This window comes from Bartonella vinsonii subsp. vinsonii, assembly GCF_902825235.1.
GTDB classification, from domain to species: domain Bacteria; phylum Pseudomonadota; class Alphaproteobacteria; order Rhizobiales; family Rhizobiaceae; genus Bartonella; species Bartonella vinsonii.
This window is the reverse complement of record NZ_CADEAJ010000001.1, coordinates 107,331-122,459: the sequence shown is the minus strand read 5'-3', so window position 1 is coordinate 122,459 and position 15,129 is coordinate 107,331. Positions and strand designations below refer to the sequence as shown.

12 protein-coding genes are annotated in these 15,129 nt (G+C 38.1%); 8 read left to right on the top strand and 4 right to left on the bottom strand.

What is annotated here, in order from left to right:
* Nucleotides 1-97 precede the first annotated feature (97 nt).
* Complete coding sequence (locus J7R12_RS00540) at nucleotides 98-2,122, top strand: M3 family metallopeptidase (RefSeq protein WP_126602402.1); 2,025 nt, start codon at nucleotides 98-100, stop codon at nucleotides 2,120-2,122.
* Between the two features lie 159 nt (nucleotides 2,123-2,281).
* On the opposite strand, the gene J7R12_RS00535 is transcribed toward J7R12_RS00540, so the two are convergent.
* Both J7R12_RS00535 and J7R12_RS00530 read right to left on the bottom strand, forming a co-directional pair.
* A complete protein-coding gene (locus J7R12_RS00535; RefSeq protein ID WP_126602404.1) occupies nucleotides 2,282-3,349 on the bottom strand; it encodes an SGNH/GDSL hydrolase family protein in 1,068 nt (355 codons plus the stop codon).
* Nucleotides 3,350-3,364: 15 nt separating this feature from the next.
* Nucleotides 3,365-4,621 (bottom strand): lytic murein transglycosylase, encoded by a 1,257-nt coding sequence (locus tag J7R12_RS00530; protein ID WP_126602406.1) that lies wholly within the window; start codon nucleotides 4,619-4,621, stop codon nucleotides 3,365-3,367.
* A 273-nt stretch (nucleotides 4,622-4,894) separates the two neighbouring features.
* Between J7R12_RS00530 and J7R12_RS00525 the strand changes: the two genes are divergently transcribed.
* From J7R12_RS00525 to J7R12_RS00520, 3 genes are read left to right on the top strand one after another with little or no spacing between them, the layout of a single operon-like run.
* Nucleotides 4,895-5,656, top strand: coding sequence for a UTP--glucose-1-phosphate uridylyltransferase (locus J7R12_RS00525; protein WP_370866374.1), 762 nt, complete (start codon nucleotides 4,895-4,897; stop codon nucleotides 5,654-5,656).
* Nucleotides 5,637-5,780 (top strand): hypothetical protein, encoded by a 144-nt coding sequence (locus J7R12_RS09165; protein WP_370866373.1) that lies wholly within the window; start codon nucleotides 5,637-5,639, stop codon nucleotides 5,778-5,780. Before J7R12_RS00525 ends, J7R12_RS09165 begins: the two co-directional genes overlap by 20 nt.
* Before the next feature lie 39 nt (nucleotides 5,781-5,819).
* Nucleotides 5,820-6,812 (top strand): KpsF/GutQ family sugar-phosphate isomerase, encoded by a 993-nt coding sequence (locus J7R12_RS00520; protein WP_126602408.1) that lies wholly within the window; start codon nucleotides 5,820-5,822, stop codon nucleotides 6,810-6,812.
* A 523-nt stretch (nucleotides 6,813-7,335) separates the two neighbouring features.
* Here the strand turns inward: J7R12_RS00520 and J7R12_RS00515 are convergent.
* Complete coding sequence (locus tag J7R12_RS00515) at nucleotides 7,336-7,695, bottom strand: hypothetical protein (RefSeq protein WP_126602410.1); 360 nt, start codon at nucleotides 7,693-7,695, stop codon at nucleotides 7,336-7,338.
* Between the two features lie 250 nt (nucleotides 7,696-7,945).
* Here J7R12_RS00515 and J7R12_RS00510 point away from each other — a divergent pair, with 250 nt between their 5' ends.
* The 3 genes from J7R12_RS00510 (at nucleotide 7,946) to guaB (ending at nucleotide 12,926) form a co-directional block, all read left to right on the top strand.
* Nucleotides 7,946-9,331 (top strand): sigma-54-dependent transcriptional regulator, encoded by a 1,386-nt coding sequence (locus J7R12_RS00510; RefSeq protein ID WP_126602411.1) that lies wholly within the window; start codon nucleotides 7,946-7,948, stop codon nucleotides 9,329-9,331.
* A 381-nt stretch (nucleotides 9,332-9,712) separates the two neighbouring features.
* Nucleotides 9,713-11,284 carry a phospholipase D family protein gene (locus tag J7R12_RS00505; RefSeq protein WP_126602413.1) on the top strand — a complete coding sequence of 524 codons (1,572 nt, stop codon included), beginning with the start codon at nucleotides 9,713-9,715 and terminating at the stop codon, nucleotides 11,282-11,284.
* A 142-nt stretch (nucleotides 11,285-11,426) separates the two neighbouring features.
* Nucleotides 11,427-12,926, top strand: coding sequence for an IMP dehydrogenase (gene guaB, locus J7R12_RS00500; RefSeq protein ID WP_126602415.1), 1,500 nt, complete (start codon nucleotides 11,427-11,429; stop codon nucleotides 12,924-12,926).
* A 167-nt stretch (nucleotides 12,927-13,093) separates the two neighbouring features.
* Here guaB and J7R12_RS00495 read toward each other — a convergent pair whose 3' ends face one another.
* Nucleotides 13,094-13,243 (bottom strand): hypothetical protein, encoded by a 150-nt coding sequence (locus J7R12_RS00495; RefSeq protein WP_164713720.1) that lies wholly within the window; start codon nucleotides 13,241-13,243, stop codon nucleotides 13,094-13,096.
* Nucleotides 13,244-13,763: 520 nt separating this feature from the next.
* On the opposite strand from J7R12_RS00495, the gene J7R12_RS00490 reads away from it, so the two are divergent.
* Entirely contained in the window at nucleotides 13,764-15,050 is a 1,287-nt protein-coding gene (locus J7R12_RS00490; RefSeq protein WP_126602417.1) for an RsmB/NOP family class I SAM-dependent RNA methyltransferase, read from the top strand.
* Nucleotides 15,051-15,129: the final 79 nt, after the last annotated feature.

The following is a 15,129-nucleotide window of genomic DNA, read 5'->3' as shown; positions in this document are numbered from 1 at the left end:
CATTTTTGAAATTCACTAAATAGTTTTAGTATATTATCAATTTGTGTCGTAAAGGTAATGATTATACATTAAATTTATAATGGAGATAGAGAGTATTATGACAAAAGCAGCAGTGCTGGACTGGAGAGGATTTTCAGGACTTCCTGATTTTTCTTTAATAAGTGATGAGGATTTTAGACCTGCCTTTGAACAGGCTCTTCAGGAAGCAGAAGAAGAGCTCGAGACGGTTGCAATGGTGCAAGAACTACCAACGTTTGAGAATTTTTTGCAACCTTTTGAGCTTTCTGGCAAAGCGCTTGATCGTATATGTTCAATATTTTTCTTGCGTTCAGGTGCGCATAGTAATCCGTTAATTCAGCAGTTAGAACAAGAATTTGTTGTAAAGCTTTCTCATTATTCTTCGAAAATTATGATGGATGCACGGATATTTGCGAAAATAGATATGCTTTATAAACAGTCGCAGCAAGATATGTATGATAGTGAGACAAAACGTGTACTTGAATTGTGGTGGAAAAAGTTCGTTTGTAATGGTGCAAAACTTGATGAAGATGGTAAAAAACGGCTTGTAGAGATTAATGAGAAGCTTGCTTTTTTAAATGCTACTTTTGGCCAGCATGTCTTAAGAGATGAATCTGAATGGATTTTATTGTTAGAAAAAACAGATTTGTCTGGTTTGCCTGATAATCTTATTGCTTCAATGAAGGAAATTGCGCGCGAAAGGGGGCATGAAGGAGCCTATGCATTAACATTGGCACGTTCAATTGTTGATCCTTTTTTGAAATTTTCTCATCGCCGTGATTTACGTGAAGTCGCATTTCAAGCTTGGTCCAAACGTGGTGAAAATGGTAACGAGAATGATAATCGGTCGATTATTTTAGAGATTGTTGCACTTCGTGATGAAAAGGCTAAATTGCTAGGATATAAATCCTTTGCAGATTTAAAACTTGATAACACTATGGCTAAAACTGTTGATACAGTTATGAATTTGCTCACACCTGTATGGGAACGGGCAAGATCTAAAGCTTTGAGTGAACAAAGTGAATTACAAAATTTTGCACACAATCAAGGAAGCAATGAAACTTTAGAAGCTTGGGATTGGCGTTACTACGCTGAAAAGCTTCGTGCTGAAAAATTTTCTTTCGATGGATCTGAAATTAAATATTATTTTCAACTTGACCGCATGATTGAAGCGGCTTTTGGTGTAGCAAAAAAACTCTTTGGCATTACATTTGAAGAAAAAAGCACTGTGACACTTTGGCATCCTGATGCACGTTTGTGGGAAGTAAAAAAATCCGATGGAAGCTTACTTGGGCATTTTATTGGTGATTATTTTGCGCGTCCTTCAAAACGTTCTGGTGCGTGGATGAGTAGTTTACAATCGCAACATAAATTGAATGGTGGACAGAAGCCCATTATCTACAATGTTTGTAATTTTGCTAAGCCACCAAAAGGGGAGGTTGCTCTTTTATCACTTGATGATGCGCATACGCTTTTCCACGAATTTGGCCATGCATTACATGGTTTGCTTTCTGATGTAACATGGCCTTCTGTCGCGGGAACATCGGTTTCGCGTGATTTTGTTGAACTTCCTTCTCAACTTTATGAACATTGGTTAACTGTACCAGAGGTTTTAAAAACTTATGCTACACATACAAAAACAGGGCTTCCTATGCCACAAGCATTGATGGATAAAGTGATATCGTCACAGACATTTAATGCTGGTTTTTCTGCGGTTGAATTCACCTCGTCTGCTCTAGTAGATATGGCTTTTCATCAGGGAGAAACGATAACGGATTCAACACTCTTTGAGCATCAAGAATTAGAAAAGTTGCAAATGCCCAACACAATTATCATGCGGCATCGTCCTCCACATTTTACGCATATATTTTCAGGAGATGGTTATGCCGCTGGTTACTATTCGTATATGTGGTCAGAAGTACTTGATGCCGATGCTTTTCGGGCTTTTGAAGAAACAGGTGATGTTTTTAATTCAGAACTTGCTAATCGTTTAAAGTGTTTCATTTATTCCGCTGGAGGCAGCCGCGATCCAGAAGAGCTTTATAAAGCATTTCGGGGGCGTTTGCCTTTACCAGAAGCAATGATGAAAAAACGTGGATTGTAATTAAGGGACAACGGTATGGTGTGCGCTATACCGTTGTTATAGTCTTTTCTGCGGGTAAAATTTACGCAATTTTCAACCTATCATGACCTATGAACAAAGGCTTATCATTAGTTTTTAATTTATGAAAAAAATAATGAAGACTCTGTGTTTGAAAAGACATCAGGGAAAAGAAAAATTATCGGCTCGGTCTTTTTGATAACCATTGAGCGGAACCCATGAACTTTTAATGAAGCTTTGATCTATTTTGTTGAGTAAGCCGGTATTTTGTTGTGCGATGTCATCGAGGCTCATTGCGGGTTGGCGTTCAAGAGGATGTGATTTTTGTGTAAGTTTTAGAGTATTGACATTCATTAAAAATGAACTCTCGTCAGAAGATGTCTGAGTATTTAAAATATTTTCCAATTTTTTTTCTAAATAAAAGGCGATTTTTTTCTTTCCTTCAGAGGTAAAATTGATACCATCATGGGTGCGTAATCTAACGACTTTTCCATTTGCATCATAGCTTGAAAAAGAAAATTGGCCTTGTCCGTCAGTAAAACCGTCCAAAATATCGACAAAATATCCTCCTACTCCTTCTATTTCTTGTTTATAGAGTTCATTAAAAATTTTCATTTTTTGTGTCAAATTTTCATTTTTAAAAGCAGGTTGTCCCATCCATATCCATGGTTTTCCAGAAGCATGAAGTATTTCAGCAATTTCGGTAATTCTTTGCTTGTAGTTATTTAACCATTCTGGCTCATTCGTATTAAATATACCCTGAGGTGTTATGATTGGTTGATTATCATTTGCACCTATTACCATGATAATCACATCGGGTTTGTTTTTCTCAATGATTTCAGAAATATTGCTTTTCCAAGAAGTATGATCAGTCCGGACTAAGCCAGAATCTGGGATCGTACTATTTATGATGGTGATATTGCTCTTATCGGTAAAAAACTTCTTAAGTGCATCGGCAACAGCAGAAGCTACAAAATCTCCTAGGATGAGAATGCGTTGTGCATTTTCTTCTTTTAGTTTTTGTACGGATTTTTGTGTTACAGTTTTTTTTTGTGGTTTATATCTCTTTTGTTCTATAATTTGTGGGTGTTGTTGTGTTTTCTCTTGTTTGTTATGTTCTAACAACCATTTAAAAAAGTTCGTTGCTTTGCTTGAAGAAGGTTGCATAACGCTTACAGCGAAGAGAGAAAAAAACAGGAAGATGAAGCGTATCGAGCGGAAATAAGACAAACACTTTGCTCCAGATTATTGTTTGCGCAGAACAGAAAGAACTGCAGGGCTTGGATATCCATCTGCCTCTAAACCATGGCGGAGCTGAAAGGCTTTAAGTGCTTTTCGAGAGACTTTACCGATTTTGCCATCAACTTCTCCTTTATAATAGCCAAGTGCCTTTAAGCGAGATTGCAGTTCTTTACGCTCATGGAAAGTAAGGGGCGGAAAGGGGCGTTGCCAATCTTGAACCAATTTAGGATGTCCAGAAATACGGTTTGCGAGAAGGGCAACAGCGAGAGCATAGCGATCTGCATTATTGTACCGTTTAAGCACAAAGAAATTTTTTGTTACTAAGAATATGGGGCCTTTTGGGCCATCTGGATATTTCAATATTGCTTGTTCAGATGATGAAGGCAAAGGCTGTCCATTTGCCTGTTTTATACCTAGCCTTGTCCATTCTTTAAAGGAATACCAATCTTCAGGAAGATCTTTTCCTTGTGGCAATTTAATCTCTACTCCCCAAAGGAGGTTGGGTTGCCAACCATTCATGTGGAGAAGATTAGCAGCAGTTGCGAGAGCATCTGGAACAGAGGTCCAGATATCACACCGTCCATCCCCATCCATGTCAATGGCATAAGTGAGATAACTGCTTGGAATAAATTGCGTATGTCCCATTGCACCAGCCCAAGATCCAGTAAGTTGTGCGCGTGTAATTTCACCACGTTGGAGAATTTTCATGGCAGCAATAAGTTGCGTCTGTGCGTATTTTGAACGTTTTTGATCAGCATAGGCTAGGGTTGCAAGTGAGCGAATGGTATCACGCATCACACCTTTATGTGCTAAAATTTTTCCATAATTGCTTTCTATTGACCAAATAGCTAAGAGAATATTATGGTCTACACCAAAACGTTTTTCAATTTGAAGAAGCCAGTTTTTCCATTTTTGAGCTTGGTGTTGTCCTTCCAAAATTGCAATATCGTGAACACGATTATCGAAATAGTTCCATGGATGATCGATAAATTCTGGCTGGTAGGCAGCTTTTTCTAAAACTTCTGGATCAATTGCCTTGACGGTTTTAAAAGCCATGTCAAACGTAGAAGGTGAAATATTGTGAGCGAGAGCTGTTTTTTTAAATTCTTTAATCCAATGTTTAAAACCACTATCTGCCTGTAAAAATGATGCAAAAAACATTAAAAAAGCAGAAAGAAAAGCGGCTAAACCTATGATAAGAGTTTTTTGATTTATCAATTTTTTAAAAGAGGAAAAAGTTTTAGATTTTGTTTTTTGCATTTTAAATTCCCCTCAATATTCGAGTATTTTGATGTGCAAGAACTTCACTTTTTTATTTGGTGTTATCGATGATATTATCAAATGAATAAGAAAGGCTGAAACGGATTGTTTATTTTGAAGGAATACTCACAATAAACTATCGTACTCTTGCATCTCTTTCCTGTCCATTATATTAGCAATCAAAAAAATAAGATACCTTTTTTACTATTTAATAAAAAATATGTTAACTGAAATCAGTAAGTTATATGCCTCATGAGGAGCGAGAGGGTGAGAGTGCGTAAAATCCGGAAAGCAGTATTTCCTGTGACTGGTCTTGGTACACGCTTTCTTCCTGCAACAAAAACAATTCTTAAAGAAATGCTAACAGTTGTTGATAAGCCTATTATCCAATATGTTGTTGATGAGGCTCGTGAAGCTGGCATTGAGCATTTTATTTTTGGTACGGGACGCAATAAAGCAGTTATTGAGAATTATTTTGATGCACAAGTTGAGCTATATATAACTCTTGCCGAACGTGGCAAAAGAGAAGAGCTTGAACATTTACACGCTTTACAACCTCTGCCGGGTACAACTTCTTTTACGCGGCAACAGCAGCCTTTAGGGCTCGGTCATGCTCTTTGGTGCGCGTGTGAATTAGTAGGAAAGGAGCCTTTTACTTTGTTGTTACCAGATATGCTTATACAAGCTAAAAAGGGTTGCCTTTCTGAGATAATCAATCTTTATGAAGAAACCGGTGGGAGGAATATTATCGCGGTTCAAGAGTGTGATCTTAGAGAAACGCATAAATATGGTATTGTTGGAAAAGGCAAGCAGATTGCAAATGGTTTTAAAATCACAAAAATAGTAGAAAAACCAACAAAAGGAACAGCGCCATCGAATTTGTATATTAATGGACGTTATATATTGCAACCAGAAATTTTAATATTCTTTCCAATCAAGAACGAGGAGCAGGAAATTCAATTAACAGATGCAATGGTGCAGCTTTCAAATGAACAGGATTTTTTTGGGTTTCCAGTTGGAAGGTCATACCTTTGATTGTGGCTCTAAAGTTGGTTTTATTGAAGCCAACGTTGCATTTTCTTTAGCACGTACTGATATGTATAACCAAGTTTCTCTCTCATTAAAAAATTTACTAGAAACCATTAAAGTTGAAAAATGATGTAGATCTCTTGTTTAATTTCATTTATCAAATTCGATTATGACAATACAAGCTTCTCATATGGCTTTACGAGGTGCCATTTCATCGGCGCTTAAAACACTTGCGAGTGAAAAGCAAGGGCTTGAAGCTCTTGAAGCAGCTCTACTTGGAAATCTCTCTTCATCTTTTGAAACTGCTGTCCAAACAATCAGAAATGCTCGTGGACATGTGGTGATTACTGGTCTTGGGAAGAGTGGTCATATAGGGACAAAAATTGCTGCAACTTTAGCTTCGACGGGGACACCTGCTTTTTTTGTTCACGCTGCAGAAGCCAATCATGGTGATCTTGGTATGATTGGATCTGAGGACGTTATTCTTGCTTTGTCATGGTCAGGTGAAACTTTAGAATTAAGTGGTATTATTAATCATGCTGCGCGTTTTCGTACACCTCTTATTGCCATGACATCGGGTAAGAATTCTGTATTAGGGCGACAAGCTGATATTGTGCTCTTGTTGCCAAAGATAGAAGAGGCTTGTCCCCATGGGCTTGCTCCTACTACTTCAACAGTAATGCAATTGGCAATGGGAGATGCATTAGCTGTTGCTCTTTTAGAAATGCGTGGCTTTACTGCAACGGATTTTAAAATTTATCATCCCGGTGGTTCTCTTGGTGCAAGCCTGAGATATGTACGTGACATTATGCATGAAGGTGATCGTATTCCTTTGGTTGTCCAAGGAACAATGATGATTGAAGCGATGAATGTTTTGGTTGAAAAACATTTTGGTTGTGTTGGTGTTGTGAATCAAAAAGGTGAATTAATTGGGATTGTGACTGATGGAGACCTTGCACGTAACATTCACTTTAATTTATCAAAATTTAGTGTTGATGAGGTAATGACGAAAAATCCTAAAATTGTTGAGCCAAATACACTCGTTGGTGCTGCGACAGCTTTTATTAATGATCATCATATTGGCGCTTTTTTCGTGGTTGAGGATAAGAAACCGGTGGGAATTGTTCATTTTCATGATCTTTTGCGCATTGGTGCTGCGTAATTTGAAGAGTCTATAAAAATAAAATTTTATTTTAGGGTAAAATAAATTCAACAATAAAAAAAGCAAGATTTCATTGGAGTAAGAAGTTGATTTGTTATGATAAACTAATACGTTTCGTTTTAAAACATAACTCCGAATATTGTAGGATTATCTCCTCATAACTCCTCTCATATTGAATCCAAGTAAAATCACTTGTGTGCACGTTATAAGCGGAGTTGGCATGTGGCAAAACTATTTAGAAAGGAATAAATATGCCTCTCATGAATCGCTTTAAGTAAAGACTATCGCAATATTGGGAGCAGGTAAATACAATGATGACGCTGGTCTGTACAGCCATTTTATGAATGTTTCTTAGAAAAGATGGTTATCTTATGTATTCCATGGTATCTACAAGTTTTTCCAGCAAAGGACTGTAGCAGTGTCTTTGCTTAGTTTAAGCAAAACTTCCCTCAAGAGAACAGATTATCACCTCCTGATATGCGTGCACTCACCATTCTAAAAGCAGTTATAGTTTTTCTTTTATTTAAAATTTTCTCGTAAGAGAAAATTGAGTCCCGATATGTGATGTGCAGAGAAGGTGTGTTGCATCACGTGATATCATACAATTTACTCGAGAGATTGTTCCACGGAGAATGGAGCGTATTTCAATTTCTATATGTTGGGCACTGACATAATTATATGTGCCTTCAGATAGTTTTTCTTCTGTATCTGCTGCACGTGTTTCAAAAACTCCATCGCGGAAAGAAGAAATAATACCATTTTCATCAACCCATTTACCATCAATGCCAGTTGGTGTATTTGGGCTATAATATTGCGAAAGACCACAGGCACCTAATACTAAAGCAGTAATTGTAAGACATAAAATACGGTAGGTATGTTTCATTTATTTACTCTATATTTATATTATATTACTTTCTAGCCTTTATAACATTGTGAAATTATTCTCTGAGTCAATATAAAAAATTTGATGAGAATCAATGAAAAAGCAAAAAAATGGAAAAAAATGCCTTAATGTTGTATTTAATTAACAGCTTGGTAAAATTCGTCGATGAGCAAGAGGCAAAATATTTTTTATGATTTACAACAATTTTTACATTAAGCCGTTTAGTAGTTTCAAAGGAGATTATTAAATTATGGTTGGTCCCATTCTTGTTGCGAGTGAAGATTATGGAAGACGTATAGAACTTTCTGCTATGCTCCGAGGTTTTGGTCACCGTGTTATTGAAGCAGAAAATGGTCTCCGTACGATTGATCTTTTACACAGACGTAAAAATATTGTGCTTGCACTCCTTGATGTTGCCATGAGCGATTTGAGTGTAGGTGATTTGATTAAAATGATTAGAGTCGCTGGTGTTTCTGTTCCTATTGTTGTGATAGCACAACAAGAGAACCAACCTTTACTCCAGAAAGCTTTAACAGCTGGAGCTATTGATTATTGGATTCATCCAGTGACATCACTACGGTTGAGAGTGACGTTGGATACTCTTTCTCTTATTTCTGCATTAGAGCGTGAGGTTGGTTATATTCGGCGAAAAAATGAGAATCATTTGCGATTTTCTGACCTCTGTATAAAAAGTAGGGCAATGCAGATAGTTTTGGAACAATCTAGAAAAGCGGCTTCTTCTTTACAGAATCTTTTGATAGAAGGTGAAAGCGGAACTGGTCGTGAAACATTAGCCCGCATTATTCATCATGAGGGTTTATTATCGGAGGGGGATTTTGTTCGCTTTCAATGTTCAGCTATTGTTGATCCAGAGGAAGAAAATCGCCAGTGGTTTCAAGAATTTCTGCCGTTGGTCTCTTCTCTTGAGAAGGGGACACTTTGTCTTTGCGATGTTGATCGGCTTGAGCCCGTACAGCAAAAGCGTTTCGCAAATTATCTTCAAGAGAGGGCAAAAGCAACAAAGAACAATACTCCCTCTTTTCGCATCATGGCCATTTCGACATCGCGGCTTTCAGATCTTGTTAAAGAAGATGGTTTTGCGCGGAATTTATTTGAACAGCTTTCTCAATTATCGATTAGTGTTCCTGCTTTGCGGGAATTGAGGGATGATTTCCCAGAGCTTACACAACGTTTGATTGACCGCATTATTATGGAAACAGGGCGATCACATGTCCATGGTTTAGCTGGATCAGCTCTTTCATTGCTTGTGCAATATGATTGGCCTGGTAACCGTGATGAACTTGAGAATTTTCTCTTTCGAGCGGTTTTACTGAGCGAAGGACCATTGTTAACTGTTCGGGATTTCCCCCAATTAATGGGGAATCCGCTCATAAGTGTTCCCAATATTATTGAGAATAATGTTCAAGAAGATTATGATCAAGAAACGATACAATTTTTAAATGCTGATGGGCATGTGCGCACTTTTGCAGAAATGGAACATGATATTATTGAGAAAGCAGTTCAACATTATAAAGGACATATGAGTGAAATTGCTCGTCGTCTGCATATCGGACGTTCTACGCTTTATCGAAAAACAGAGGCATTAAAAGTACTAAAAAGCCAAGAACGGAAGTAAAATCCACGATAAAGTTTTATTTATAAGAAGCATGAATTGAAAAAGTAGAGTGGTTTTGCCTTTAAAAAGAAATATTATTTATTGCAAGCTTGAATATTAGGGATGATTTTGAAAATGCTTTTATTTGATGGAATTATTTTCAACTCTCTTTTATTGGTTTAGTTTCTTCAACTTTAGCTAAGTTTACATTTACGCTAAAAGAGAGAGCTTACGCTTTTTAGCACTAAAATAAAATTCTATAATCATTTATATTAAGTTTATATTCTCTTAAGCAAGAGATGGCATACTGTCTGTGGTGTGATTAAAATAGGATTATTGATTTTAATGTTGTGTTCGTATCGATGGCGGTGCGATGGCTTAAAAATGGAAAGTTGATCCTCTTTGACTCTGTTACAGCTTGCTATTGGTTTTACCCTATTTTTTTTGGTTGCGTCTCTATTGGCGATTTACACATATGGGCGTTTTGTTAAAAACGCTAGGGGGGAATGTTCTTATGCGTTGGCTGTTAAGAAAGATGAGACCAAGTTTGACCGTATAGTGAGTCAATTAGCAGAAGAAACGGATGGATTAGGAGTTGATAAAGATGCTCTTTCACTTATCATTAGCAATTTGGATGCCTTTTGTGTTCGTGCGATAGGAGCAGCACAGGCTGGGCGTAGCCTTGATCTGATGTATTATATTTGGGATGATGATTTAACAGGGCGCTTGTTGTTAAGTGAAATAGTAGAGGCGGCTGATCGTGGTGTTCGGGTGCGCCTTCTTTTAGATGATATTAATGCTCAAGCACGTGATCCAGCTTATATTGCACTGGATAAGCATCCTCAGATTGAAGTGAGAATGTTTAATCCAGGACGATCACGTAAAGGTGGTCTACGTCGTGGTTTAGAGATTATATTACGGGCAATTACTGTCACGCGCAGAATGCATAATAAAGCCTTTATTGTGGATGGCCGGATCGCTTTTGTTGGAGGACGCAATCTTGCAGATTCTTATTTTGATGCTGGTGAAGAATCACATTTTCGAGATTTAGATCTGATGCTTATCGGTCCCTCGGTTAGAAAAGTGGAAACCATTTTTGATGATTTTTGGAATAGTGCTGTAGTTTTACCGATTCATACTTTGGTTGCTCCTAAAAGTGCAAGTGATCTTGGCTATTGGAAGGATAAATTACGCAATTTTCGTGATTCCAAGATTGCAAAAATTTATTTAGATTATGTCAAGGAGCATATTAATTTTGACTGTTTTATTCAGACAGGCAAGCGATTATTTTTAGCAGATAAAGTTATAGTGCTTTCTGATCCCCCAGAAAAAGCATTGCGCAAAAAAGCAGGCAATTGGCTCATGAAAGTACTCTCACAGGTTATTAGGGATGCCAAAGAAACAGTTCAGATTACATCACCTTATTTTGTTCCTGGTAAGGTTGGTACGCAGAATTTGAGCAATTTGGTTTCAAGGGGAGTTGATGTCAAAATTCTTACGAATTCCTTAGCAGCTACTGATGTGGCATTGGTGCATGGTGGTTATGTACCGTATCGTAAAGCATTATTAAAAAGTGGTGTTAAACTTTATGAGTTAAAACCGGATGGAAACACTTATGGATTGCGGCTCTTTCGATCAAGTAGGGCAAGTTTGCACACCAAAGCTTTTTTAGTTGATCGTAAAACTGCTTTTATCGGATCTTTAAACTTTGATCCGAGATCAGCAGCACTGAATACGGAGATGGGCATTCTTTTTGAGTGTGCACCGATTACAGCGAGGTTAGATTTGCTTTTTTCTGAAGAAACGACGGGTGAAATGAGTTATCATCTTCGTCTTGGTGATAATAACCGTATTTATTGGGATTTTATTGAAAACGAAAAACAGCATAGCATTGATTATGAGCCAGAAAGCAATTTTTGGCGTCGCACATTTGCCAAAATAATAAGTTGGTTACCTATTGAATCACAATTGTAGATTTTATAAACTATAATTGAAAAATTATTTTTCTTTTCATTTTTTTTGTAGCATGGCATAATTCTTTGCCAATCCGCAACTATGAGAACCGCAGTTGTTTTTACAACACCGTGCGGTGTTTTTTTATAAAAGGAATTTGGCTATGGCAAAGATTGTTGAAACAGGGACAGGTGCATTGGCACTGACTTTTGATGATGTGCTTTTACTGCCTGGACATTCTCTTGTTATGCCTAGCCAAGTAGATCTGAGAACGCGTATTGCAGCTGATATTAAGCTAAATTTGCCATTGCTTTCTGCTGCGATGGATACTGTGACAGAATCGCGTTTGGCAATTGCTATGGCTCAAGCTGGTGGTCTTGGTGTTATTCACCGTAATATGTCTCCTGCAGAGCAAGCTGAAGAAGTTCGCCAAGTTAAAAAATTTGAATCTGGTATGGTTGTTAATCCAGTAACAATTGGACCAAATGCAACACTTGAAGAAGCAAAAGCTTTGATGCGCTCTCATGGTATTTCAGGTATTCCAGTTGTTGAAAGTGGTGCCAAAGGCGAGACTGTAGGACGGCTTGTTGGCATTTTGACGAATAGGGATGTGCGTTTTGCATCGGATCCAAAACAAAAAATTTATGAATTAATGACGCATGAAAATCTGATTACAGTGCGTGAAAATGTTCAACTCAATGAAGCAAAATATCTTTTACATCATCACCGTATTGAAAAATTATTGGTTGTGGATGAACAAAATCGCTGTGTTGGCTTGATAACAGTTAAAGATATTGAAAAAGCACAATTGAATCCTAATGCTGCCAAGGATTCCCAAGGGCGTTTGCGTGTTGCAGCTGCCAGCAGTGTGGGGAATGATGGGATGGAGCGGGCTGAACGACTCATTGATGCAGGTGTTGATGTGCTGGTGATTGATACAGCACATGGACATTCTCAACGTGTGCTAGAAACCGTTGAACGAATTAAGAAAATGGCGTTCTCTCCAGCTGTTATTGCTGGTAATGTAGCGACTGCTCAAGCAACACAGGCGTTAATTGATAGTGGTGCAGATGGGGTAAAGGTTGGTATTGGTCCTGGTTCTATTTGCACAACACGAATTGTTGCAGGAGTTGGTGTACCTCAACTTGCAGCTATTATGAATGCAGCAGAAGTTGCTGAAAAAGCGGGTATTCCGGTCATTGCTGATGGCGGGATCAAAGCTTCGGGTGATTTTGCTAAAGCTTTGGCAGGTGGGGCTTGTGCTGCTATGATTGGTTCTCTTTTAGCAGGTACAGATGAAAGTCCGGGTGAAGTATACTTGTATAAAGGGCGGTCTTTTAAAGCCTATCGCGGCATGGGATCAGTGGGAGCTATGGCGAGAGGGTCAGCAGATCGTTATTTTCAGGATGAAGTGCGTGATGAGCTTAAATTGGTCCCTGAAGGAGTAGAGGGGCAAGTGGCTTATAAAGGTCCCATAGCATCGGTTTTACATCAACTTGCTGGTGGACTGCGGGCTTCGATGGGATATGTGGGGGCGGAAAATCTAGTAGAGTTTCGTGAAAAAGCAACATTTGTTCGCATTACCAATGCGGGGCTCCATGAAAGCCATACACATGATGTTGCTATCACAAGGGAGAGTCCAAACTACCGAGGTCCTGTTTGATGCATAAAAGCTTAGAACCATTGTGTATGGTATAAAAGCTTTTGAAAAAATGGAGAGAGACTACCATTTTTCTCTTTGTAATTTGGTTTCATAATTTTAGAAGAAGAGAAAAAGAATTGGAGATTTATACTCCAATTCTTCTCTTGAGTTATATGAAATGAAGTGAATTAGCTTTTTGTAGCCTTCCGCCCCGTCTTTGACGCGCGTTGGCGAGTGTTAGCCTGATCACTTTGGATGGATTTCTTTCCATTGTTTGAGGGTGATGTATTGTTACGGCTTTTAGATGAAGTTGTTTTCTCATTATTATAAGTGTTCATTATTTTCTCCTTTTAAATTACCTAGCTTGAAATGCCAGTACAGTAAAAACGGTCATGCCAAATAGTGGTTCCAAGCGTTTTCTAAAAAGTTAATATTTTGTAGAGGATAAGATGGATGTTCTAGCCTTAGGAGAAGTATTTTTCACCTTTTTAGAAAGAGAATCTTTTCAAGATGTGAAATATTTGTTGGCGCCTGCTGTTTATAGAGAGCTATGAAAACTTAATTTACCAAAGAATAAGGGGATGATGATTTTTACGGACACATATTGAAAGAGAACTTTAAGGATACAAGCTGTTTTGTAGTATCAAATAAGGCATATGTATTTTGGAATGATGGGAATGTAAGTGGAGAGACCATGCAATAATGAATTTGAAATGTTATAAAAAAGTGAGGCCAGAATCATTCAACTTCCAATGAAAGTTTTGCATGATTTTAAAAAAATTCATTAACATGGAGAAAGATAATTTTGTTTTTGCTTATATTGCTTAGAGTCTTGTAAAACTTCAATGGGAGAAATGAATGCGCTTAGGTGGGCGTTTGTGCGCAGCGATAGATATTCTACAAGAGATAGAAACACGGCGTTGCTCAGCAGGTGAAGTTTTAAAATCTTGGGGGCTTTCTCATCGCTTTGCGGGAGCAAGTGATCGTGCAGCAATTGGTACAATTGTTTATGATGTCTTGAGAAGGCGTTATTCTTTACAATGGCGGATGGAGAGTGATGATGTGCGGGATATTGTTTTCGGGACTTTATTAGATACTGGAAAAATGACAATTGCACAAATTGATGGTGAGTTAGAGGGGGATCGATTTGCTCCACAGCCATTAGGAGATAGGCAGCGTCAATCATGGCAAAAGCAGCAATTAATTGATGCACCAGATTATATTCGTGGTGATATTCCCCAATGGTGTCAAGCGCATCTTATGCCTTTATTTGCTGATAATTGGGTCATTGAGGCTGCTGCATTAGCAACACGCCCTTCTTTAGATTTACGTGTGAATAGCTTGAAGGCAACGCCAGAGCAGGTGCTTAAAGAACTCGTAAAAACTAAAGCTCAACCGTTTTTATGGTTTCAGCAAGCTTTAAGAATTGCGCCACTTGAAAAGTTTGAGCGTCATCCCAATGTTCAGAAGGAGTTTTCTTTTCAAAAGGGATACTTTGAAATACAGGATTTGGGGTCTCAGATTGTTGCTGATCTTGTTGAGGCAAAAGCAAATATGCAGGTCTTGGATTATTGTGCTGGGGCTGGTGGAAAAACGTTGGCGTTAGCTGCTAGTATGAAGAATCAGGGGCAAATTTATGCTTATGATTCAGATAAAGCGCGTTTGGCTCCTCTTTTTGACCGTCTTCGACGTGCTGGTGTTCGTAATGTAGCGCTACGATGGCATGGAGCAGAATTAAAGCCGTTAATAGGTCAGATGGATATCGTTTTACTAGACGCACCATGCAGTGGTACAGGAACATGGCGGCGGCGACCAGATACGAAGTGGCGTTTGACATTAGAACAGGTAAGACAACGCCAAACAGAACAGAAGGCGATTTTGAATGAAGCTATAGATTATCTTAAACCAAATGGGCGTGTAGTCTATATTACATGCTCTCTTTTTGTGGATGAAAATGAGGAACAAATTTCCCATTTTCTTCAACAACATTCGAATTTTTGTCCCATAAATATGCGTGCACTTTGGCAGAAACATTTTAGTTTTTCGCCTGTGCAGCCGATTTTTTCAAATTATGGACTTACCTTATCGCCAGCAACAACAAAAACAGATGGTTTCTTTTTGTCTGTGTTGCAAAAAAAACATTAATACATATTTTTCGCGTTTTTTATCTTAAATTTTACGAGAAAAATATTTTTCTCAAGTGAACAGGCTTGTGAAAAGAGAA